This is a genomic window from Pseudomonas sp. RGB, assembly GCF_007713445.1.
GTDB lineage: Bacteria > Pseudomonadota > Gammaproteobacteria > Pseudomonadales > Pseudomonadaceae > Aquipseudomonas.
Genome location: NZ_VMSH01000001.1, coordinates 503,331 through 526,346, shown reverse-complemented (window position 1 = coordinate 526,346; position 23,016 = coordinate 503,331). Strand labels below are relative to the sequence as shown.

The following is a 23,016-nucleotide window of genomic DNA, read 5'->3' as shown; positions in this document are numbered from 1 at the left end:
CAAGGAGAAAGGAATGAACGCACCTGTCGTGATCATCGGCACAGGATTGGCCGGTTACAACGTGGCCCGGGAGTTTCGCAAGCTCGACAGCGAGACCCCGTTGCTGCTGATCACCGCAGATGACGGGCGCTCCTACTCCAAGCCCATGCTCTCCACCGGCTTTGGCAAGAACAAGGAAGCCGACGGCCTGAGCATGGCCGAACCGGGCGCCATGGCCGAGCAACTCAAGGCCGAAGTGCGCACCCACACCCGCATCAGCGGCATCGACCCGGGCCACAAACGCCTGTGGATCGGCGAGGAAGCGGTAATCTACCGCGACCTGATCCTGGCTTGGGGCGCAGAAACCGTGCGTGTCCCGGTTGAAGGCGACGCGGCTGAGCTGATTTTCCCCATCAACGACCTCGAAGATTACGCGCGCTTTCGCGCCGCCGCCGCCGGCAAACGCCGGGTGCTACTGCTCGGCGCCGGCCTGATCGGCTGTGAGTTCGCCAACGACCTGATCCTCGGCGGCTACGAAATCGACCTGGTGGCGCCGTGCGAGCAGGTCATGCCGACCCTGCTGCACCCGGCGGCAGCCGCCGCCGTGCAAGCCGGGCTGGAAGGCCTCGGCGCGCGTTTCCACCTGGGCCCGGTGCTCAATCGCCTGCAGCGCACGGCTGATGGCCTGGAAGCGCACCTGTCCGACGGTGAAGTGATTCACTGCGACCTGGTGGTCTCGGCCATCGGCCTGCGCCCACGGGTGGACCTGGCTGCCGCCGCCGGCCTGCAAATCAACCGTGGAATCATGGTCGACCGCCACCTCAAGACTTCCCACGCCAACATCTACGCGCTGGGCGACTGCGCCGAGGTCGATGGCCTGAACCTGCTTTATGTGATGCCGCTGATGAGCTGCGCCCGCGCCCTGGCCCAGACCCTGGCCGGCAACGCCACGGCCGTGAGCTACGGGCCGATGCCGATCACCGTGAAAACCCCGATCTGCCCGCTGGTGGTTTCCCCACCGCCACGCGGCACCGAAGGCGTGTGGAGCGTCGAAGGGCAGGGCGCCGACATCAAGGCCTTGTGCCGCGACGCCAGCGGCCGCCTGCTCGGCTACGCCCTGACCGGCAGCGCCGTGATGGAAAAACTGGCCCTGAACAAAGAACTTCCGCCGTTACTGGCGTAAATACCGGTCGTTCTGTCGGAATCAGCACGTTCTTACCTCTATAAAGGTCGCCGCGAGACTGGCGGAGCGTGCGAGGGCATGCCATCCTCACTCCCGTCTGCCGCAGAGTAGAGCCTGCGGCGCCTTGGGCGCTGCTCCACAAGAGAGCAGCACGGACATAACAACAAAAAACCGTCAAAGAGGCTTCACTTATGCGTAAACCAGAACTCGCAGCCGCCATCGCTGAAAAAGCGGATCTCACCAAAGAACAGGCCAACCGCGTACTCAACGCCGTTCTCGAAGAAATCACCGGCGCCCTGCATCGCAAGGACAGCGTCACCCTGGTTGGCTTCGGCACCTTCCTGCAACGCCACCGCGGCGCCCGCACCGGCAAAAATCCGCAAACCGGTGAGCCAGTGAAAATCAAGGCCAGCAACACCGTTGCGTTCAAGCCGGGCAAGTCGCTCAAAGACAGCGTCAACCCGTAATCGCGGGACCGTCTGAAGGGAGGCGGGATGGGAAAAAATGGGCACGCCGACTGGGTTGGGTGCCCATTTTTTGGTTTAAGAGGCTTCTAGAGTATTGGTTTCGATAGCGATTGTTTGTACAGATAAAATGCTTCATCTGTAACATGAATGACGTGCCAATCAATAGATTGCAATATTGGGGCAATTAATAGCTCTCGCAAGTCACCTGTTAATTTACACTCTTCCAAAAATCCACAAGGTCTTGTTTTGACGCTTTAATCAATTCACCTCTAAAGAATCTGCGGTTTCCTTTTGTTATTACAGAATTATGTGCGACGTAGTAGTGCTGGACAGTTAAGTATCGCTCGAGGTCAATCAATGTCTCAATGATTTGGCTTGGACTGGTTGATAGCGTCGAGTGTGATATGTCTAAATAGATAGATTCTTTGTCTTCACATGCGCCGAGCTCAGAGCTTTTTAGCTTTCCAAAGCAGTAATGATTTCTCATGTATTTACTTTCACAAAATAACGTGAGTTTATCGCTCATAAATTTATGACGTGTAATCGACTTGGAAAAGTATACAAATAATTTTGTTGCAGGGATTTCCTTTTGACGTTTTTAGTCGTTGCTTAAAAAGGCAGGTTGTTTTTAATTGTTGAGAGTTTTTCTATCTCTGCACCCTTGTTTGTAAGGTAAGTCAGTGCAGAGTCTAAATTTTCAAAAGTTTTAAGTTCTTCATTCTCATTGTCTTCGATCATATCAATTTTGGACTCTTCGATTGAAAAGAAATAAGTGTGATAAACATTTTTCTGTTTTTTTAAGGCGTATTGAAATATAAATGATCCCCCATCTATCTTGCGAATCTCCTCGTAACCGCGGCGCTTTCCAGCGTTGAGTGCTTCTATTAGATTATTCATTCTCTACCCTGTGATATCAATGCGAACCATTGTTCCGTCGGCACGTTTAATGTTGACGTGTGGCAGCTCGCCATGCCCTGTGCCTTTAGGGTCATCGTGACCATAAACTCGACCGGTTTCCTTGTTGATAGGATAGTCCTTTCGATACCGAACTTTCCCATCTCTCTTTTTAAATTGATCCATTTTGTTTTTCTTTCTTATGCCTTGAGCGTCCTGGGATCCAATGCCTCTGACCTTTTGGCTATTAGGAAATGCTTCGGCCAATAGCTCATTCGCTTCTTTTTTGGTTTTCACCTTCACAACGGTTTTTTGAGGCCCATTGCGCAAGGCATCCACTTTCTTTGCGCAAGGCGCCAGACCCAATGGGTCTGACCACATAAATGGGTTGGGTGAGTAGGCATAGGTATTCAATCCTCCTTCCAGTCCAATTGGATCAGGAGTTGTGAAACGTCCTATCTCCGGATCATAAAACCTGAACGTATTGAAATGCAGCCCCGTCTCCCGGTCCAGATACTGCCCCTGAAACCGTAGATTTTGTTCCTCGATGTAATAAGGCTCGCGCGCCTCTTCCAGCGTGTTGCCCCACACCCGATAAGTCGCTTGCCAGACGCTGTGTCCGTCAGCTTCAGTCAGTTGCTCCGGCAACCCGTTCAGGTCGTTGTGGTAATAACGAATTTTCTGCAGTGGGCCGTCACCGTCGACGCGGGCCAACGGTTGATAGCCGCCGTCGTCTTCATACACATAAAGACTGGTTTGACTGTGCTTGTGCTCCTGCAACAACCGCAGCCCATCCCACATGAACCGGGTTTCCCCCAACGGATACCCATCGCTGCCATGCTCGGTTTTTTCAACCCGTCGCCCCAACGGGTCATACGCCATCCTGACCACGCTGCCGCTTTCATTACGCACTTCAACCAACCGGCTTTCTGCGTCATACACAAACCGCTGCACGCCGCGCTTGGCGCTGCGCTTCTCGATCATCCGTCCGAACGCATCATAGCGATAACGTTTGTCCTGATACGTCAGCAGCTTGTTATGCACCACTAACCCGGCGCCCGTCTGCGGGCCGTCGAGCAGGTTGGCGGCGGCATCGTAGGCGAAGGTTTCGCGCTGGCCGTGCAGGCTGTCCTGGCTTGCGATGATGCGGCCGGTGGCGTCGTAGTGCAGCAGTTGACGGTGTTGTGCCGCGGGTTGCTGGTCGAGTTTGCCGATCAGGTTGTCGGCGGGGTCGTATTCGAACTGCTTTTGCGTCGCCGCAGGCATCAGCGATGGCTGGCTGTTAAGGCGGCGTTGGCGTGAGCGCAGGCGGCCGCTGCGGTCGTATTCGCTGCGGGTGCTGAGCTGGCCTTGGGTGCGCAGCACTTCTCGGTGCAGGCGGTCGCGTTCGAAGTCGCTGATGACCTGGCCGTCGAGGTTGATCTGGTGCAGGTGGCCGCTGCCGTAGTACAGGCGATTGAGCCAGCGCCCGTCCGGCAGTTGGGTCTGGATCAGGTTGCCGAGTTCGTCGTAGTGATGTTGCAGCTTGCCGCCGGCACTTTGTTCGGCAAGCAACTGGCCGACAGCGTCGTAGGCGAAACCCAACGCCTGGGCATTGCCTTGCAGATCAGTGAAGGTGACCGCCGTGAGCTGATCCACCGCATCGTAGCTGTACTCAGTGCGGCCATCGTCGGTGGTCTTGGCGACCAGTCGGCCGACCGCATCACGCTCCAGCCGATGAACGATGGGCGCTGGCGGCGTTTCGGGGACCACCGCCAAGCCATTGCCATAAGGCGCTGGAACGGCAGTCACCGCTGTGATGTTGTCCAGCCGGTCGTAGTCGTAGCGCTTGGCGCTGCCGTCGAGGTCTTGCTGTTCCGCCAGCCGATCGCCGGCATCCCACGCAAACCGATAGCTTTCACCGTTTTCATTGACCAACGCTTGCAGACGCCCGTAGCTGTCGTAGCCGAACTGCACCTGGCGACCATGGGCGTCGGTGCGCTGGCGTACCTGGCCTCGCCGGTTGTGTTGATAGAGCGTGGTGTGCCCGGCGGGATCTGTATAGCCCACCAACTGCCCGCTGGCATCGCGCTGGAAATGTTCGGTGCGGCCGTCCGGCAGTTGGCTGCTGAGCAATCGGCCCTGGGCGTCGTAGCTGAATTGGGTACGCTCACCGAGGGCATCGGTGATGAGCTGCAAATAACCGCGCTCGTCGTAGCTGAAGCGCGTTGGGTAGCCCGAGCAATCAATATGCTCGACCAGTTGCCCGAACGGGTTCCAGCGCAGTTGTTTGCTTTTGCCGGTGGCGTCGATGATTTCCACGACCTGGCCGTGGGCGTCATAACGATAGCGGGTGATGTAACCCAGCGGATCGGTCTCGGCGATGCAGTTGCCGCGCGGGTCATAGCGATACTGCCAACTGTTGTCGGCGGCGTCGGTCTCCACCAGCGGTAACGCCCAGTGCTCCAGCCATAAGGTGGAGTCGCTGCGCCCGAGCGGGTCGGTTTCGCCGATCAGGTTGCCGCTCTCGTCGTAGTTGTAGGCATAACGCCCGGCCTGTGGGTCGGTAGCGCTGAGCAACTGACGTTCGTCATTCCACTCAAACAGCCAAGTCTGGCCGAGGTTGTTGCTGTACTGAATGATCTGGTGCTGAGTGTTCCAGTACCGCGTACTCACACGCTGCAGGCCGTCGGTGATGCGCGTAAGACCGGCCTGCAGGTCATAGTCGAACTGGTAAGCGTCGCCCTCATCGGTCCAATGCCTAACCACGCGCCATTCCAGGCCTTCAACCAGTGCCCACTCATAGAAACAGCGCAACCCGGTGGGCAATTGATGCTCAACCATGCGCCGCCCGGCATCGTAGGCGAAGCGCCGCTGGACTTGATCTGTTGCATCACGCACTTGCGCGAGATTGCCCGCCGCGTCGTAGCCGTAGCTCACGAGCACTTCGCGACGTTGATCCGGGTAGAGGCGCTCAATATGAGCTACATGACCCTGATCACGGATCAGCTCAACCTGCACCAGATCGAACGTGTCGCGCAGGCGTACCAGACGTCCGGCTTCGTCATAGTCGATATAGATGCGGTTGTCGTTACGATCACCCAGTTGGGTCAGACGCAGTCGCGACGGGTCTGCTGGAGCAGCTTCGAACAAGCGGTACACGCCGTCGTCGCTTTCGATCAGCAACTGCCCATTCAGGTGTCGCCGTACCGCGAGCCCTTCACCGGCACTGAATACTGCGCCGCCTAACGGAATCGAGCCCATGTCGATGGGCCGGCCCTGCTCGTCGGTATACACGAGCGTTTCGCCGCCCTCGGGATGCGGCTGAATGTCGACGCACACCTCGTAGGCCACGCTCCAACCGGTACCGAACAGGCTACCTTGGCGTTCGTCGCGGCTGTTGTAAAAGCGCTGCCAACCGATCGGCAAAATGCCCGGCAGCACGAAATCCAGTTCCTCGACATCGCCGAGTATCTTCGCGCCCGTCGCAGCATGCACCGGGTTCGACGAGCCCATCGCGGCGTTGGCCGCAGCGCCCATCGCGCTGCTGATGGCCATCGAGGTCGCGCCGCTGACCAACATGCACGGTAACTTGCTGAAGAACTTGCCCTTGCCACCCTTGAGCATCAACAGTGCCGTGACCGCCAGCCCGACGCCTGGCGTCTTGCCGCTGCGAATTTCACGCACCACCACCGAACCGCCACCAATGGTCACGTTGGAGGAAATCAGCCCCGACGACACCACCGTCGCATCGCAGGTGCTGCGATCACCACTGCGCACGGCAGGTTGACCATTGACCGTAACCTTTTCCGAACCCTCGGCCAGAAACTGCGGCGGCATTGGCGGGTGCTTCATGCACACCACCAGGTCCAGCGGCTTCGGCACGGCGCCCGGCGCGGGCGTCGCGACGGTGGGGCGCCACATCTGCGAGAAGAACCCCTCGGCCATGTCCAGGTAGCTGGGCTCCGGCTCAGGTTTGGTTTCTTCCAGCTCGGTACCGGCCGGGGTGACATGGGAGCTGATCGCCCCAGCCGCGCGGGCGGCGGGAATGTTGTTGGTCAGCGTATTGGTGGAACCGGTGAGAATATTCGCCTGCACCGTGGGTGGAAACAGTGCGTTGCTAAAGGCGTCGCATATCTTGGTCAGCCCTTTGTCCGCGCCACTTTTGCTCATGGCCAGGCCGACAATCGTGCCCACCACCGCACCCAGCAGGAAGCAGCCGAGGCCGCCGGTGGCTACGGTGATACCGGTGGCCGCAACCACGGCAGCCGTTGCCACGGCAGTGATCGCGATATTGGCCGCCACTTCCAGCACACCACCGAGGATGTCCGCCATCATCGAAGTGTGGGACAGCGCATCGCCCATTCGGGCCGCCCATAACGCGTCAGACATGCAGGTTGCTCATCAAGAAACAGCGTCGAACGACAGCGAATTTTTTATCAATGCCCAATGCGCCGCCTCGGCATCCCCAAGCTTCTCCGCCTTCACATAACTCAAGGCGAGCATCTTGCGCGTGCCCGGCAACACCAGTGCCAGCTGGTACTGGAACACCTTGTCATTGCCCTTGTTGAACTGGCTGCGCAGCTCGATGCCTTCCACCTCTTGGGCGGCGCCCAAACGCACGGTCACGCTCGGTTGGCAGCGCAAGTCCTGCACCTGTTTTTCCAGGCGCTTGAGCTGGTCATCGAAGTTGCTGTGCAGGGTCTCGCCTTCGGTGAGAAAGCTGCGGCTGATGATCAATGACGTGCCCAGTTCAGGGAACTTGAGGATATTGATCGACGCGTCCTGAAGCTCGGCGGCCGGCAGTTGGAACTGGAATTCGTTGATTCGGTACGTCATGGCAAACAGGTCTCGTCAGGAGCTTTTAGGCGCGGGGAATGCGGCGTTGATATTGGCGTCGATGCTGGCTTTCATGCCCTGGCCATCGGGCGTCGCGCCGGGGCCGCCGCCGTTGTTCAGGTGCAGCACGCCGCCGGTATTGAATTCGGCATCGCCGCTGGCGTGGAAGATGATATTGACGCCGCTCAGGTTGATCTGCCCGCTGGCGTTCAACTCCAGGATGCTTTTGCCGCAGACCAGGCGCAGGTTTTCGCCCACTTCAATCACGTAGCTCTGGCTGATGCTGTCGGTCTTTCTCAGGCCCACCGAAAGGATGTCTTCGTGCTTGACGATGCGCACACGGTTATTCCCAATCGTCACCGTCTCGTTATGCCCAATGCTCTTATTGCGGTCATGCCCCACCGAGTGGCTTTCATCCACCTCCACCACGATGTCCTGATTGCGCTCGGCATGGATGTACAACTGCTCCAGCCCCTTCTTGTCCTCCATGCGGATTTCATTGAAGTTGGCTGGTGTGCCGCCCTTGCTCGAACGGCTTTTCATGCCGCTCTGGGTCGCGTTTTCCGGCAGGTCGTAAGGCACCGTTTGCTCGGCGTTGTACACCCGACCGGTGATGATCGGCCGGTCCGGGTCACCTTCCAGGAAGCTCACAATCACTTCCTGGCCGATGCGCGGGATCTGCATCGAGCCCCAGTTTTTCCCGGCCCAGGATTGCGACACGCGAATCCAGCACGAGCTGTTCTCGTTGGATTGGTCGTGGCGGTCCCAGTAGAAGTGCACCTTCACGCGGCCGTATTGGTCGGTCCAGATTTCCTCGCCTTTGGGGCCGACCACCAAGGCGGTCTGCGGGCCTTTGACGATGGGCCTGTGGGTGTTCGCCAGCGGGCGGAAGCTTTGCTGGGCGTCGATGCACGTGAGGCTGCTTTCGAACTGTGCCGAACCCGAGCCGCCACCACTTTCCAGGCTTTCCTGGACGATGTAATAGCGACAGCCAACGATCAGGTATTCGCGGTTCTGGTCCTGGCGGCTGAAGCCGGTGAGGCTGAACAAGTGGCCCGAGCCGAGGCCACGCGCATTGCCGCTGAACTCGATCTGCTCATGCAAGGTTTGCAGGGCTTCGATGCGAGTGCGCGCATAGTGCTCGCCGTCTTCGCTTTGCACATAGGTGCCGGGGTAGTCGTACAGCGGGTAGTCGCCGGCGGTGTGCGGGCGTGGCATCGCCGAGCGTACGTCGATGCTGGCGCTGGGGCGCTGGAAGTCGTAGTCATTGAGCTCCAGCGAGCCCGGTTGCACTTCGTGCGCCAGGTGCCAGTTGTGCATGTGGTCGCGTTCGCGCTGCTGCTCGTCCTTGGGGTAATACGGAATCGACGCGTAGCCCGGCACCGTGGTGTGGGCGCCATAGGCGTCGGCCAGCACCAGCACATGGCGGTCCGGTTCATGGCGGAAGAAGTAGTAGATGCCTTCCTGTTCCATCAAGCGGCTGACGAAATCGAAGCTGGTCTCGCGGTACTGCACGCAGTACTCCCACTCGCGGTACGGCCGGCTCAGGGCGTCTTCGAAGTCGGAAAAACCCAGGTCGCGAAACACCTGCTTGATGATCTGCGGGATGCTCAGGTTCTGGAAAATCCGGCAGTCCGAGGTGCGGCTGAGCAACCAGAACCACGGGCGCAGCGTCACCTGATAACTGGCGAACTGGCCTTGGTCGATGTTCTGGCTGCACCGCGCGACGATGCCGTGGAAGTGCCGCTCGCCACCGTCTGCCAGTTGCAGGCCCACGCTCATCGGCTTGCCCAGCAACTGGTTGAGGTCGATGTTGGCGTCCAGCGAGGTCAGTTGCAGCTCATAGTTGAACAGCCTGCCCAGCTCTTCGCCGCCGCCCATTTCATTGAGCAGCAGCACATCCGGCCCCAGAGGGCTGGTGACTTTGGCCAGGCGTGAGGCTTGGTTGAATAGCATCGGTTAACCCGTAAATTGCCTAGTAACTGAAGAAACCAGCTCTAAATGTGGGAGGGGGCTTGCCCCCGATAGCAGTGTGTCAGTTGATGCATGCAGTGACTGATTCACCGCCATCGGGGGCAAGCCCCCTCCCACATTTGGACTGCATCTCGTCAGATCAATCGGCGTCGCTGAAGTCGTAGTGCAATTCATTATCCCGGGTGCTGATACGCACACCCGCCAGCGCCTTGCCTTCGAGCATGCGTGTGAGGAATTCACGGCTCATGTCCGGCAGCAGGCTGTTGGTCAGGATGGTGTCGATCATGCGCCCGCCGCTTTCGGTTTCGGTGCAGCGCGAGACGATCAAATCGACCACCGCGTCGTCGTAGTCGAAGGTGACTTTGTGCGTCGTCTCCACACGTTTTTTGATGCGGCCCAGTTGCAGGCGGGTGATCGCCTTGAGCATCTCGTCGCTCAGCGGGTAGTAAGGAATCGTCACCAACCGGCCGAGCAGGGCCGGCGGGAAAATTTCCAGCAATGGCTGGCGTAACGCCTTGGCGATTTCTTCCGGCTCGGGAACATTCGCCGGGTCTTTGCACACCTGGGAAATCAACTCGGTGCCGGCGTTGGTCGTCAGCAGAATCAGGGTGTTCTTGAAGTCGATCACCCGGCCTTCGCCGTCCTCCATCACGCCCTTGTCGAACACCTGGAAGAAGATCTCGTGCACGTCCGGGTGGGCTTTTTCCACCTCGTCCAGCAGCACCACGCTGTAGGGTTTGCGCCGTACCGCTTCGGTCAGCACACCGCCTTCGCCGTAGCCGATATAGCCCGGCGGCGCGCCCTTGAGCGTCGACACGGTGTGGGCTTCCTGGAACTCGCTCATGTTGATGGTGATGACGTTCTGCTCGCCGCCGTACATGGCTTCAGCCAGCGCCAGCGCGGTTTCGGTCTTGCCCACACCCGAGGTGCCGGCGAGCATGAACACGCCAATCGGCTTGCTCGGGTTGTCGAGGCCGGCGCGGGACGTCTGGATGCGCTTGGCGATCATCTGCAGGGCGTGGTCCTGGCCGATGATGCGTTTTTTCAGGTGCTGGTCGAGGTTGAGCACCGTCTCCAGTTCGTTGCGCGCCATGCGGCCCACCGGGATGCCGGTCCAGTCGGCGACCACCGAGGCCACGGCCTGGTAATCCACGGTCGGCAGGATCAGCGGGGTTTCGCCTTGCAGGGCGGTGAGGCGTTGTTGCAGGTCCACAAGCTGTGCGCGCAACTCATCGTTGCCGCTGTCCACAACACCGGCTTTCTCGCGCAGGTTTGCACGGGTGGCGAGCAGCTCATCGACCAGGGTTTTCTCTTCGGCCCAGCGGTTTTCCAAGGTTGCCAGGCGTTCACGTTCGGCACTCAGCAAGGCTTCGCTGTTGCTCTGGCGTGCGCCGATGGCGATGCCGATGGCATGCTCGCGGGCGATGATTTGCAGCTCGGTTTCCAGCGCTTCGATGCGACGGCGGCTGTCGTCCACTTCGGCCGGCACGGCGTGCAGGCTGATGGCGACGCGGGCGCAGGCGGTGTCCAGCAGGCTCACGGATTTATCCGGCAACTGACGCGCCGGAATGTAGCGGTGCGACAGCTTCACCGAAGCTTCCAGGGCCTCGTCGAGGATCTGCACCTGGTGGTGTTTTTCCATGGTCGAGGCCACGCCGCGCATCATCAGCAGCGCCTTGTCTTCCGACGGCTCAGCCACCTGCACCACTTGGAAACGGCGGGTCAGGGCCGGGTCTTTTTCGATGTGTTTTTTGTACTCGGCCCAGGTCGTGGCGGCGACGGTACGCAAGGTGCCACGGGCGAGGGCTGGCTTGAGCAAGTTGGCGGCGTCACCGGTCCCAGCGGCGCCACCGGCACCGACCAAGGTGTGGGCTTCGTCGATGAACAGGATGATCGGCTTGGGCGAGGCCTGGACGTCTTCGATGACCTGGCGCAGGCGCTGTTCGAACTCGCCTTTCATGCTGGCGCCGGCTTGCAGCAGGCCCACGTCGAGGCTGCGCAGCTCCACGTCTTTGAGCGCGGGCGGCACGTCACCGGCGACGATGCGCAAGGCAAAACCTTCAACCACGGCAGTCTTGCCCACACCGGCTTCGCCAGTGAGGATCGGGTTGTTCTGGCGCCGACGCATGAGGATATCCACCAGTTGGCGGATCTCTTCATCGCGCCCGACGATAGGGTCGAGCTTGCCGCTGCGCGCCTGTTCGGTCAGGTCCACGGTAAAACGCTTGAGGGCTTCCTGCTTGCCCATCGCGCTCGGTGCCATGGCGCCGCTGGCTTCGCCGGGTACAGCGCCGGCATTGAAGCCGTCGCTGGCACTCAACGCATTTTCGGGCGAGTCGCCGACGTATTCGTCGAAGCGTTCGCTCAGTGCTTCAGCTTTGATTTTGTCGAACTCGGACGACAAACCCAGCAGCGCGTGGCGCAGGCTCGGGGTCTTGAGAATGCCAAGCACCAGGTAACCGGTGCGCACCTGGCTTTCGCCGAACATCAGGCTGCCGTAGACCCAACCGCGTTCCACGGCTTCTTCCACATGGGACGACAGGTCGGTGATCGACGTCGAGCCCCGTGGCAGGCGGTCCAGCGCTTCGGTCAGGTCTCGGGCCAGGCGCGCCGGCTCCACGTTGAACTGACGGATGATGCGGTGCAGGTCCGAGTCCTGCAGTTGCAGCAACTGGTGAAACCAGTGGGCCAGTTCCACGTACGGGTTGCCCCGCAGTTTGCAGAACACAGTGGCGGCTTCGATGGCCTTGTAGGCCACGCTGTTGAGTTTGCCGAACAGTGCGGCGCGACTGATTTCACCCATGCTCTGGATTCCTTGAGGTGGTGGCGTGGTCGGCGTAATGCCGAGCCAGGATAAGGTCGTTGGCGTCATGCTCGGGTTGGCCGAGCCAGGTGTTGAAGCCCAGGCGGAACTGGCCATTGAGCTGCAGCGCCGGTACTTCGGGTTGTTGCAAAACCAGGTTCAGGTCCCAGTCCAGTTCATGGCCCAGGTACTCGGCCACCCACGCCACCAGCTCATTGAACGTCTGGCTGCCGGGCAGCATGCCCATGTAGTCATCCAGCGTGAGCGGGCCGAGGCGGATGCGGAATTTATGCTGGCGGTCCCACACGTGGCTGCCCAGGCAGAAGTCAACGCCCAGTTGGTTGGCGCTGACACTCACGCGGCTGCGCTCGGGCAATTCCAGCCATTGGCCGACGTATTCTTCGATCTCCACCGGCAGGCCGAAATACTCGCTCAGAATCGCCTTCAGGCCATCCGGGTAGCGGGTTTGCGCTGACAGGTGGCCGCTGTAATGCAGCTTCGCGGTGTCAGGAATCAGCCCCTGATTGAGCAGGCTTGGCATGCCCCGGCCACTCAGCGCCGCCAGGCGTGCGGACCAGTAATCGTCATCCGGGCGGTCGTGGCTGACTGTCGGCCGCGCCTCGGCCCAGGCCCGGTAAAACAAGCTGAGCAGCCGATGGTGGAACACGTCCAAAAACTGTTTGCTGGTGCTGTCGGCGTTGTTGCGCTGGCGCTCGCGCACGTACTCGGTGATGTGCAGCGGCAACGGGCCGTTGGGGCCGCCGAGGCCGAAGAAGAACTGCTCCAGCCGCGCCGGTTTGCCGTCGCCACCGGGATCGACCGAGGCCAAAGTGGCCGGGGCGAAGGTGCAATCGGCCTGCTGCCCAAGGCGCAACGGGTCATCCGCCAGGCGCAGGGAATGGCCCAGGCGCGGCAGCTGCGGCGATTCGCACTCGATACGCCGCAGCGCCTGGAAGAAATCGTATTCCCAGGGCTCCTGATGCATCGCATCCAGTGTGTTCACAGGGTCGGACGCCGCCCGGGCTTGGCTTTCCATCGCATGATCTCGCCGCGTTCGGTGGTACGGATCACCGTCTCGGTAAAACTGTTGATCGACACGTAGCGTGCCAGGAAGCGCTCCAGCACCGCACCGAGCAGAAACACGCCGGTACCGCGAAACGCGTTTTCATCGAACTCCAGGGTAATTTCCAACCCGCGGCCAAACATAATCGGGCCAGGCATCGGCAGACGCCGGGTTACGGCTTTGCTGCTGACTTCGCGCAGGCCTTCGATCTGCAATTGCAGCGCCGCGTCGTTGCTGTCGCCATACAGGCGCAGCAGTTCACGCAAGGCGCCGGCGCCCTGGCCCTGTTCGCTCAGCGACAGGTAATTGAGCGACAACTGGCTGATCAGGCGCCAGGCCTTGGCGTCATGCGCGTGGCTGGCGCGTGGGCGGCTCGGGCCCGCGACGCAGCGCACCGACAACACGGGCGCGCTGTCGGCCAAGGTGAAGTCGGTCTTGCCGTTGCCCACGCTCATGAACAACGGCAGATCGCGGTTAGTGCACAGCGCGGTCACGCCGAGTTGGCGCAGGTCGTGGCGGTAGGGCGCTTGCTGGCTGTCGACCAGGCTGACAAAGGTTTCGCTGCCCACGTAGGTAGAGCGCGGGCCGTTGCGGCGCTGGTCGCTGGACAACACGCGCGGCTCGCGGCGCAGCGTGTAGTAAGCCTGATCGCGACCATAGCGTGACGGGTCGCGCACCGCGTAGAACGGCAGGAACGGCTGCTCCGGCCCGGTGCCGTGGCCGGTGATGCCGCTCAGCGAGTGAACCTCGAAATCCATTGGCCGCGTGCGGTCGGCAATCACGTGGTGTTCGTTGACGCGGTCAGACAAATGAATACGGTCCACGCGTTTGGGGAACAGGTTGATCGCCGGCGTGCAGAACGGCATGAACTGCGCCGCGCCAACACTGCCTTCCAGGCTCGGCTCGTGGCGGTCGAACAGCACGATCAGTTCCAGCTCCTGGCCGTCGCAGCGTTTGACCGCGCGGCTCAGTTCGGCGAATTCGACGAACAGGAAGCGGTGGGGCAGGGCGAAGTATTCCTGCAACAGCCGATAGCCCTGGAATGCGCGGGCCACCACCGGCATGGCCGCGTCGGCGTCGTCAAAGCCGCGCGAACGCAACGCGTCCTGCGGCAGGCGCTCGACCCAATCACCGCCAGGCTTGCGCGCAAACACCGCGCAGGCATTGCCCAGCAGTTGTTCGTAGAGGCGAAACGGCTGCTCATCGGCACCGCTGAGGTACAGCGGCAGGCTGTCGAGGTCGAGGCTGTTGAACGGCAATTCGGCGCCGGTGCGCAGGGTCAGGCGCAAACCGGCCTTGGCCTTCGGCTCGCTGGCGGCCAGGCGACCGAGCACGGCGGCGGGGTTGCCGAAGTACTCGGCGCCGCTGACCTGCAACGGCCACAGCGTCACCGGGTGCGCGGTGCGGTACTCGCAGCAGGTCTGGGTTTCGCGGCCCAGTGCTGCGCGCAACACGGTGTCGCGCGGCAGCGGGAAACCGCTGGCCAGCGAGCCTTCATCCGGGTCGGTCTGCAATTGCACCACGGTCATCGACGGCGTCGGCGCCAGGTAGTGCGGGTAGGCGATTTCCAGCAGGTTGTGGGTGAACGTCGGGTACTCGGCGTCGAGCTTGAGCTGCACGCGGGCGGTGAGGTAGGCAAAACCTTCGAGCAGGCGTTCGACGTACGGGTCGGCGCAGTCCATACCGGACAGGGTCAGCCGACTGGCGATTTTCGGGTATTCCTTGGCGAACTCGGCGGCGCTTTCGCGCACGTGGTGCAGTTCCTGGTTGTACAGCTCCAGCAGGCGCGGGTTCATGGGCGCCTCCGCTGGTCGGCATTCACCACGCGCACATGGCCGGATTCCAGGTCGAGGTCGGTTTGCAGCAGCAGGCGCAATGGCACCGGCTGCGCCCACAGGTCGCCTTCGATCTCGAAGCTCAGCGCGTTGTGGTTCATCTCGCCGTGGCCGACGCGGGCTTTGACGCGCAACGTGTGGCGCAGAATACGCGGTTCAAAGGTGGCGATGGCCTGGTAGATCAGCGCTTCCAGGGCTTTGATGTCCACGCTGGATACGCTGTTGCCCGCCAGTGCCGGCAGGCCGTAATTGACCACCGACGTACCGGCCGGGGTATGCAGCGTTGCATCGGCGTCCAGCAACGACGTGGTGTTGAGCAGCCACGCCAGGTCGCGCAGCACCGAGGCTTTCAATTGGGTCAGGGACAGCACGCGTTTGTCGGCGCTTTCCTTGGGATTGGTTGGGTCGTCGTCGGTCAACCGGTCCAGCAGGGACGGTTGCAGACGGTCGCGGGAAGCGATTTCAGTTACCACCAAAGCAGCTCCACGGACGGGTTGTGAGAGGGACGGTTTCTGCGAGGGGCCGATGCCTGGGGCCGTGGCGGCGAGCCACGGCCACCGGGTTTATCAGCGCTTGGTGTTGGAACGGATGTTCCAGCCAAACTTGATCGCGCCGCCGTCTTTGGTGCCGTCGGCTTTCTGCGGCTGGTAGTCGACCATCACTTGGGCGAAGTTCAGGGTGACGTTTTCGGTCAGGCGATCATCGGTGCCCGAGCCGCCGGTGCTCAGGGACGTGACCAGCACTTCTTCCAGGTTGATCACCATGTACTCGACCTGGCTTTCGCCACCGGCCTTGCGCACGGTCAGCTTGACCTTGTCGATGTGCTTGCCGCTGGCGCAGTGCATCATCAGGTTTGGCGACGCCTTGTCGACGTACTTGGTCAGCGACAGGTCCTGGATATTCACCTTGCCCGCACCGCCGCCACCGCCAACGTGCATGTTGCCGGACTGGGCCATGCCCCAGCTCCAGTTCAGCACGTCGATTTCGTCCTTGTGGGCCTTGTCCATGGACTCGCCCTTGATGTCGCCGATCTTGATGAAAATATCAACAGCCATGTTTTCTCCCTGTGTGGCTCTTGCCACTGAATTTGAGTAACTCCAAATGGGCAGTGCCTTTGTGTGGGAGGGGGCTTGCCCCCGATGCAGGCACCTCGGTGTGTCAGTCACACCCCAGTGATGCTATCGGGGGCAAGCCCCCTCCCACAGAAGAGCCAGCTCATCCGTGGGTTAGGCGCTTTTCGCCGAAGGCAACTTCGATACCAGGCGCAACGACACGGTCAGCCCTTCGAGCTGATAGTGCGGGCGCAGGTAGAACTTGGAGTTGTAGTAACCCGGGTTGCCTTCGACGTCTTCCACGATCACTTCGGCGGCAGCCAACGGGTGCTGGGCCTTGGTGGTTTCGGTGGAGTGCGCCGGGTCGCCGTCGACGTAGTTGAGGATCCAGTCCTGCAACCAGCGCTGCATCTCGTCCTTCTCTTTGAAGGAACCGATCTTGTCGCGCACGATGCACTTCAAGTAGTGCGCGAAACGGCAGGTGGCGAACAGGTACGGCAGGCGCGCGGCCAGGTTGGCGTTGGCGGTGGCGTCCGGGTCGTCGTATTCGGCCGGTTTCTGCAACGACTGTGCACCGATGAAGGCGGCAAAGTCGGTGTTTTTCTTGTGCAGCAGCGGCATGAAACCGTTCTTCGCCAGTTCCGCTTCACGGCGGTCGCTGATGGCGATTTCGGTCGGGCACTTCATGTCCACGCCACCGTCATCGGTCGGGAACGTGTGGGCCGGCAGGTTTTCCACCTCACCGCCGGATTCCACGCCACGGATGCGCGAGCACCAGCCGTAGTGCTTGAACGAACGGTTGATGTTCACCGCCATCGCGTAGGCGGCGTTGGCCCAGGTGTACTTGGAGCTGTCGGCGCCGTCGGTGTTTTCTTCGAAGGCGAAGGCTTCCACCGGATCGGTCTTGGCGCCATACGGCAGGCGCGCCAGGAAGCGCGGCATGGTCAGGCCGATGTAGCGCGAGTCTTCCGATTCACGCAGCGAGCGCCAGCCGGCGTATTCCGGCGTGGTGAAGATTTTGGTCAGGTCGCGCGGGTTCGACAGTTCCTGCCACGAGCCCATGCCCATCACGGTCGGCGACGCCGCAGCGATGAACGGGGAGTGCATGGCGGCGCAGACTTTCGACAGCTCGCCCAGCAGTTCCACGTCGGGTGGCGACTGGTCGAAGTAGTAATCGCCGACCAGGCAGCCGTACGGTTCGCCGCCGAACTGGCCGTATTCTTCTTCGTACATCTTCTTGAAGATCGGGCTCTGGTCCCACGCGGTGCCCTTGAATTTCTTCAGGGTCTTGTGCAGGTCCGGCTTGGAGATGTTGAGCACGCGAATCTTCAGCTGCTCGTCGCTCTCGGTGTTGTTGACCAGGTAGTGCAGGCCACGCCAGGCGCTTTCCAACTGCTGGAAATCCGGGTGATGGATGATCTGGTTGACCTGGGCGGTGAGCTTGGCGTCGATGGCGGCGATGATCGATTCAATCGACTTGATCGCGTCATTGGACACCAGGTCCGTCTGTGCCAAAGCCTGTTCGGCCAGGGTGCGCACGGCGGTTTCCACGGCTTCGCGGGCACGCTCGGTCTTGGGTTTGAATTCTTGCAGCAGCAGGTTGGCGAACTCGCTGGCTTCTTCGGTGGCACCCAGGATCTGGGAGCCTTCGCGGGCGGTGTTGTCGGTCATGATTACTGGTCCCCTGCAGGCTTAGGCGCGCTGGCAAGTGCCTGAAGCAATGCCGGGTCCTTGATCGCCTTCATGATGATTTCTTCAGCGCCAGTCTTGCCGTCCATATAGGTCAGCAGGTTGGCCAGCTGGGTGCGGGCTTCGAGCAGTTGCTTGAGCGAATCGACCTTGCGAGCCACGGCGGCCGGGCTGAAGTCGTCCATGCTTTCGAACGTGATATCCAGGCTCAGGTTGCCTTCGCCGGTCAGCTCGTTCGGTACGTGGAACGCTACGCGTGGCTGCATGGCCTTGAGGCGCGAGTCGAAGTTGTCGACGTCCACTTCAAGGAACTTGCGGTCGGCCACGGGTGCGAGCGGTTCGGCAGGCTTGCCGGCGAGGTCGGCCATCACACCCATCACGAAGGGCAGCTGGACCTTTTTCTCGGCGCCGTAAAGCTCGACGTCGTACTCGATCTGCACTCGAGGCGCACGGTTGCGCGCGATGAATTTCTGAGAACTTTGCTTCGCCACGTTGCTGCTCCTGGTCGCTTGAGCGACGGTGTTGTTACTGCACAGCCGGGCGGCTTACTCGCCGTCCGGGCCGCGCAGGTTTTCAAATTGGGACATGCCGTCGGGGATCAGATTGCGCACGATGGCCGCGAAGTCGGCGTGCACCAGATTCTTCGCCCGGTTCAACAGCACCGGCAGCGGGCTCGACGGCTCGTGACGGGTGTAGTACGCAAGGATCTTGTCGAGGCTGCGCAGCACGTCATCGCGGCTGGCGATGTCGCCAGTGGGGCGCGGTGCGGCGGCGGCAGCGGCGAAATCGACCGAGGGGGCATTGTCGTCACTGACGGCCTCGGGTTCGCTGCTGGTATCGCTGTTCGGTACGAATTGGTTGAGGACTTGCAGCGCCTGCTTGAGCGGTTGCTTCAACAGGCTGAGGTCCACGCCCTGGGCCGAACCGACCTGGTCGCTGACCTGTTGTTCGATGGCTTCGCAGGCGGCGCGCGCGGCGCTCAAGGCATCGCGCGTGGCTTGCAATTGTTCGGGATCGCTGTCCAGAAATGCGGCGTTGAGTTGCTGGGCACCGAGCTGTTCGTCGGGGAAACTCATCAAGCCGCTGGCGTTCAGCGCAGCACGCAGGCTCACCGGCCCGAACGTGCGCGAGCGCGTGAGGATGCTTTCGCGCAGCAGACGAATGGTCGCGTCGCTGGTCAGGCCAGATAAGGCATTGATGCGTACGGTGGGGTCATTATCGTCGTCGGCATCCAGGCGCGGGTGCAGGTCGGCCCAGTACTCGCGCAGCAGCGCGTTGATCAGCGTGAGGACTTCGGCCAGCCCGGCCACACCCTGAAGGGCGAGGGAGCTTTGCAACAGAAAGTGAGTGATGCGCAGGTCTTTGCTGCGCTGCAACAAGTCGAGGCTTTGCTGCTGGATGCTGCGCCATTGCGGTGGCTCAGCGGGCAGGATAGCGTCGCCCATGCTGCGCTCGGGTTGGCCCTTGGCGTCACGCTCCAGTTGGAGAAATTGCGCGTCATATTCCATGTCTTCGCCACAGGGCGAAGTCGCGGAAACGGCGGCGAGCAGCAACGGCACATCCACTTGATTCGATCTCCCTATCAGCCCGTTAGATGCCGGGCAATGCATGCATTAGTTGCGCGATGAACTTTGCATGTTTTCTTGGTCATATAGCCAGAGTGCCACTACCGTGCCATCACTGATGTTCAAGAAGTTGTGCATTTTTGGTGTAGTAGTTACGCCTTGTCAAGGTAAGCTATTCGCCCTCTGTGACAGATGTGCGGTGCTTAACACCCTGCGCGACTGGCGGGTCGAACGGCGCACCAGGACAGGATTTTTGTCATAGAAGCCAGTTAAGATCACCGATCATGCTGGTAAAAGCCTATTTTTACGGTCGTTAACGCGACTGGCGGTATCTCTCGGGAAGCCTGGTTCCTTCAGGTAGACCCTTGGATAGACCGCGCGCGATGTATCAGCAAGGAGGCAAGATGTCGCTGTGCTTGACTATCACTAGTTATCACAAGATCACCCCTGGGCAATGCCCTGAAAAGTCCATGAATCAGGGCGTGATGGCTATTGGCCGCAGTTCTGATAATGACTGGGTATTGCCAGATCCAGAGCGCCTTGTCTCCTCGCAACACTGCGTTATTCAATACAAAGATGGCCGTTACTATTTAACCGATAACAGCACCAACGGCGTTGAATTGGTTAACGCCGGTATTCGTATGCGCCGAGGGAACAGCGAACCGTTGCAAGACGGTGAATTGATCCGCATCGGCGACTACGAAATTCAGGCGCGTATCGACTTCAACGTGCAAGCCATCGATAGCCAGCCGTTTGCCGGCGATTCGCCGAACAGCTTCGAGGCGTTGATGGGCGCGGTGGTGAACGCGCCCGCGCCGACGCCGGTGATCGCGCCGCAGTTTCATGGTGCCTCGTCGATGGACACGCTACCGGACCTGTTCGATTTCCTCACCCCGACCGCCGTACCACCACCGACCGTGGCGGACCATGTGCCGTCCGAGCAACACGACTTTCGCCCGCCGACCCCCGTTGCCATGCCAGTGGTGGAGAAGCCGGCGCCGTCAGCCTCGGTGATTCCCGAAGACTGGGACGTGTTTGGCGACACACCCGCGCCCGTGGCCAGTAGCCCGACGCCCGTTGCACCGCCTCCCGTGCCGCCGGTCATCCAGTCGCCTCCCGCGCCGCCAGTCATGCAGTCGCCGCCCGTGGTCGAGCCCGTGCTCCCCGCGGCTGACAGCCAACAGCCCGACCTTTTGCAAGCCTTCCTGCGCGGCGCCGGCCTCGACCAGTTGCGCCTGGACAAGGCCGATGCCTGCGCGCAGATGGAGAGCATCGGCCGCAGCTACCGGTTGATGGTCGAAGGTCTGATCGACGTATTGCGCGCCCGCGCCAGCCTCAAGGGCGAGTTCCGCATGCAGCAGACGATGATCCGGCCCGCCGAAAACAATCCGTTGAAGTTTGCGCCCAATGCCGATGAAGCCTTACTGCTGCTGCTGCGTCATGGAAACCAAGCGTTTATGGCGCCGGACATCGCCGTGCGCGACAGTTTCGACGACCTGCGCGCCCATCAACTGGCGGTAATGGCCGGTGTAGAAGCGGCCATCAAGCACTTGCTCGCGCGCTTTGAGCCGGCGCAACTGGAAGAGCGCATGGGCAAGCCCGGCGGGCTGTCGAGCATTTTCAACGGCTCGCGCCAGGCCCAGTACTGGCGGCAGTTCACCGAGCTTTACAGCAATATCTCGCGCGAAGCCCAGGAAGATTTCCAGGACCTGTTCGGTCGCGAATTCAGCCGAGCCTACGAAGAACACAGCGCACGACAGCGTCGCTAAACCGCAACGCAGTAATGGATAAAACGGATAGCTAAGTACGTCATTGAGGACGCAGGATGATTCCCAGGTTTTTACTCGCAGTCGCCACGGCGCTGCTGCTGACGGCGTGTGCCAAGGATGCCGCCAAGCCCGAGGCGGCCACTGAAGCCGAAGCGGACACCGCCGCCATCGAACTGCATTTTCACGCCATTGCCGGGCTCAACCCCGGCGCCAACGGCCAAGCCGCTCCGGTTCGCGTACGCATCTTCGAACTGAAAAACGCCGCCACCTTCAGCCGCTCCGATTACTTCGCGCTGGCTGATCGCGCGCAATCCACGCTCGGCCTCGATCTGCTGGACCAGGACGAAGTGATGGTGCAACCCGGCCAGCAACTGAGTATCCAGCGCAACCTCGACCCGTCCACGCGCCAGATCGGCCTGCTGGTGGGCTATCGCGAGTTGGACCGCGCGCAGTGGCGCACGGTGCTCACCGTCCCGGCACGCCAATACACCGAATACCAGATCAGCCTCGATGTGCGCGCCGTACGCGCCGACGTCGCGGTTCCCCCATCCAGCCCTGCCCAATAAGAAGCAAACGGAGCTCCCATGTCCTGGAACAATCGCGTGGTCTGGTCGGAAGGCATGTTCATCGGAACGCAGCACTTCCAGCAGCATGACCGTTACCTGGAAAACCTGATTGACGCCCGCAGCCGCCCGTTGTCCGCCGGTGCCTGGGGGTTTTCCGAATTGCTCATCGACCAGGGCCTGCTGGCCCAGGGCAAGCTGGCGATTGTGTCGGCCCGTGGCCTGTTGCCGGATGGCACGCCGTTCAATATTCCCCAGGATGACCTGGCGCCGAGCCCGCTGAATATCGACGACAACCTGCGCGATAGCCTGGTGTACCTGGCCCTGCCGCTCAAGCGTGCTGGCGCGCGTGACACCGTCGATGACGGCGAAGACCTCGGCGCCGCGCGTTACGTGAGCCAGGTGCGTGAAGTGCGTGATGATAACGCCCCGTTCGAAAACCGCGCGCCCGTGGCCGTGGGCTCGCGTGCGTTGCGCCTGCTGACTGCGCAGGATGGCATCAGCGACTACGCCGCCATCGGCCTGGTGCGCATCAAGGAAAAACGCGCCGACCGCGCGCTGGTGCTGGATGACACCTACATCCCGCCGGTACTGGACGTGGCCGCCAGCAAACCGCTGACGGCGTTTCGCAGCGAATTGCTGGGCCTGCTGCACCAGCGCGGCGAAGCCCTGGCCGGCCGCGTGGTCGCCTCGGGCGCCGGTGGCGCCTCGGAGATTGCCGACTTCATGCTGCTGCAACTGGTCAACCGCGCGCAGCCGCTGCTCCAGCATTTCAGCCAGTTGAGCCCGCTGCACCCGGAGCGTTTTTTCAGTGAACTGGTGAGCCTGGCCGGCGAGTTTTCCACCTTTTCGACGTCAGGCCGTCGCCCCCAGGAATACCCGCAATACCAGCACGATGACCTGTCGCTGAGCTTCACCCCGGTGATGGCAGCGTTGCGTGAGGCGCTGTCGATGCTGATCGACAGCAAAGCCACACCGATCCCGATTGTGGAAAAAGCCTACGGCATTCACGTGGCCATGCTCGCCGACAAAACCCTGCTCGACAGCGCCAGTTTCATCCTGGTGGTGCGCGCCGATGTGCCCGGCGAAACCCTGCGCGCGCGTTTCGGCCAGCAGAGCAAAGTCGGCTCGGTGGAGCACATCCGCGACATGGTCAACCTGCAACTGCCGGGCATCGGCCTGCTGCCGCTGCCGGTGGCGCCACGCCAGATTCCGTACCACGCAGGCAGCACCTATTACGAGCTGGACCGCGGCAGCGAGCACTGGCAGCAACTGAATAACTCCGGCGGCTTTGCCTTCCACATCGCCGGGCAATTCCCGGGTTTGAACCTGGCCTTCTGGGCGATCCGAGGATAATCCGCG

General features: G+C 61.2%; 17 protein-coding genes. 5 read left to right on the top strand and 12 right to left on the bottom strand.

Going from position 1 to position 23,016, the window contains the following annotated elements; genetic code table 11:
• The first annotated feature begins 13 nt into the window (after positions 1 to 13).
• Both FPT15_RS02485 and FPT15_RS02480 read left to right on the top strand, forming a co-directional pair.
• Positions 14 to 1,162: an NAD(P)/FAD-dependent oxidoreductase gene (locus FPT15_RS02485; RefSeq protein WP_106575895.1), complete on the top strand. Its 1,149-nt coding sequence runs from the start codon at positions 14 to 16 to the stop codon at positions 1,160 to 1,162.
• 191 nt (positions 1,163 to 1,353) lie between these two features.
• The gene (locus FPT15_RS02480) at positions 1,354 to 1,629 is read left to right on the top strand and encodes an HU family DNA-binding protein (protein ID WP_003213368.1); all 276 of its coding nucleotides are present in this window, start codon (positions 1,354 to 1,356) and stop codon (positions 1,627 to 1,629) included.
• 609 nt (positions 1,630 to 2,238) lie between these two features.
• Here the strand turns inward: FPT15_RS02480 and FPT15_RS02475 are convergent.
• From FPT15_RS02475 to tssA, 12 genes are all read right to left on the bottom strand, one after another.
• Positions 2,239 to 2,526 (bottom strand): hypothetical protein, encoded by a 288-nt coding sequence (locus FPT15_RS02475; RefSeq protein WP_145158218.1) that lies wholly within the window; start codon positions 2,524 to 2,526, stop codon positions 2,239 to 2,241.
• A 3-nt stretch (positions 2,527 to 2,529) separates the two neighbouring features.
• A complete protein-coding gene (locus tag FPT15_RS02470) occupies positions 2,530 to 6,894 on the bottom strand; it encodes an RHS repeat-associated core domain-containing protein (RefSeq protein ID WP_145158215.1) in 4,365 nt (1,454 codons plus the stop codon).
• A gap of 12 nt (positions 6,895 to 6,906) precedes the next feature.
• The gene (locus FPT15_RS02465) at positions 6,907 to 7,341 is read right to left on the bottom strand and encodes a DcrB-related protein (RefSeq protein ID WP_145158212.1); all 435 of its coding nucleotides are present in this window, start codon (positions 7,339 to 7,341) and stop codon (positions 6,907 to 6,909) included.
• Between the two features lie 15 nt (positions 7,342 to 7,356).
• Positions 7,357 to 9,297, bottom strand: coding sequence for a type VI secretion system Vgr family protein (locus tag FPT15_RS02460; RefSeq protein WP_145158209.1), 1,941 nt, complete (start codon positions 9,295 to 9,297; stop codon positions 7,357 to 7,359).
• Positions 9,298 to 9,454: 157 nt separating this feature from the next.
• Positions 9,455 to 12,118, bottom strand: coding sequence for a type VI secretion system ATPase TssH (gene tssH, locus FPT15_RS02455; protein WP_145158206.1), 2,664 nt, complete (start codon positions 12,116 to 12,118; stop codon positions 9,455 to 9,457).
• The gene (gene tssG, locus FPT15_RS02450) at positions 12,111 to 13,154 is read right to left on the bottom strand and encodes a type VI secretion system baseplate subunit TssG (RefSeq protein WP_145158203.1); all 1,044 of its coding nucleotides are present in this window, start codon (positions 13,152 to 13,154) and stop codon (positions 12,111 to 12,113) included. Before tssG ends, tssH begins: the two co-directional genes overlap by 8 nt.
• Positions 13,118 to 14,977, bottom strand: coding sequence for a type VI secretion system baseplate subunit TssF (tssF, locus tag FPT15_RS02445; RefSeq protein WP_145158200.1), 1,860 nt, complete (start codon positions 14,975 to 14,977; stop codon positions 13,118 to 13,120). The genes tssG and tssF overlap by 37 nt, the downstream gene beginning before the upstream one ends.
• A complete protein-coding gene (tssE, locus tag FPT15_RS02440; protein WP_005792513.1) occupies positions 14,974 to 15,489 on the bottom strand; it encodes a type VI secretion system baseplate subunit TssE in 516 nt (171 codons plus the stop codon). The genes tssF and tssE overlap by 4 nt, the downstream gene beginning before the upstream one ends.
• A gap of 93 nt (positions 15,490 to 15,582) precedes the next feature.
• Complete coding sequence (locus tag FPT15_RS02435; RefSeq protein ID WP_005792512.1) at positions 15,583 to 16,071, bottom strand: type VI secretion system tube protein Hcp; 489 nt, start codon at positions 16,069 to 16,071, stop codon at positions 15,583 to 15,585.
• Positions 16,072 to 16,242: 171 nt separating this feature from the next.
• The gene (gene tssC / locus FPT15_RS02430; RefSeq protein WP_119737190.1) at positions 16,243 to 17,739 is read right to left on the bottom strand and encodes a type VI secretion system contractile sheath large subunit; all 1,497 of its coding nucleotides are present in this window, start codon (positions 17,737 to 17,739) and stop codon (positions 16,243 to 16,245) included.
• A gap of 2 nt (positions 17,740 to 17,741) precedes the next feature.
• Positions 17,742 to 18,248 (bottom strand): type VI secretion system contractile sheath small subunit, encoded by a 507-nt coding sequence (tssB, locus tag FPT15_RS02425; protein ID WP_017135823.1) that lies wholly within the window; start codon positions 18,246 to 18,248, stop codon positions 17,742 to 17,744.
• A gap of 54 nt (positions 18,249 to 18,302) precedes the next feature.
• Positions 18,303 to 19,322, bottom strand: a complete 1,020-nt coding sequence (gene tssA / locus FPT15_RS02420; RefSeq protein ID WP_145158197.1) for a type VI secretion system protein TssA — start codon at positions 19,320 to 19,322, stop codon at positions 18,303 to 18,305.
• 404 nt (positions 19,323 to 19,726) lie between these two features.
• On the opposite strand from tssA, the gene tagH reads away from it, so the two are divergent.
• The 3 genes from tagH to tssK are packed head-to-tail and all read left to right on the top strand — an operon-like array spanning position 19,727 to position 23,010.
• A complete protein-coding gene (tagH, locus tag FPT15_RS02415; RefSeq protein WP_145158194.1) occupies positions 19,727 to 21,091 on the top strand; it encodes a type VI secretion system-associated FHA domain protein TagH in 1,365 nt (454 codons plus the stop codon).
• Between the two features lie 56 nt (positions 21,092 to 21,147).
• A complete protein-coding gene (gene tssJ, locus FPT15_RS02410) occupies positions 21,148 to 21,657 on the top strand; it encodes a type VI secretion system lipoprotein TssJ (protein WP_145158191.1) in 510 nt (169 codons plus the stop codon).
• Between the two features lie 18 nt (positions 21,658 to 21,675).
• Positions 21,676 to 23,010, top strand: coding sequence for a type VI secretion system baseplate subunit TssK (gene tssK / locus FPT15_RS02405; RefSeq protein WP_145158188.1), 1,335 nt, complete (start codon positions 21,676 to 21,678; stop codon positions 23,008 to 23,010).
• The last annotated feature ends 6 nt before the right edge of the window (positions 23,011 to 23,016 follow it).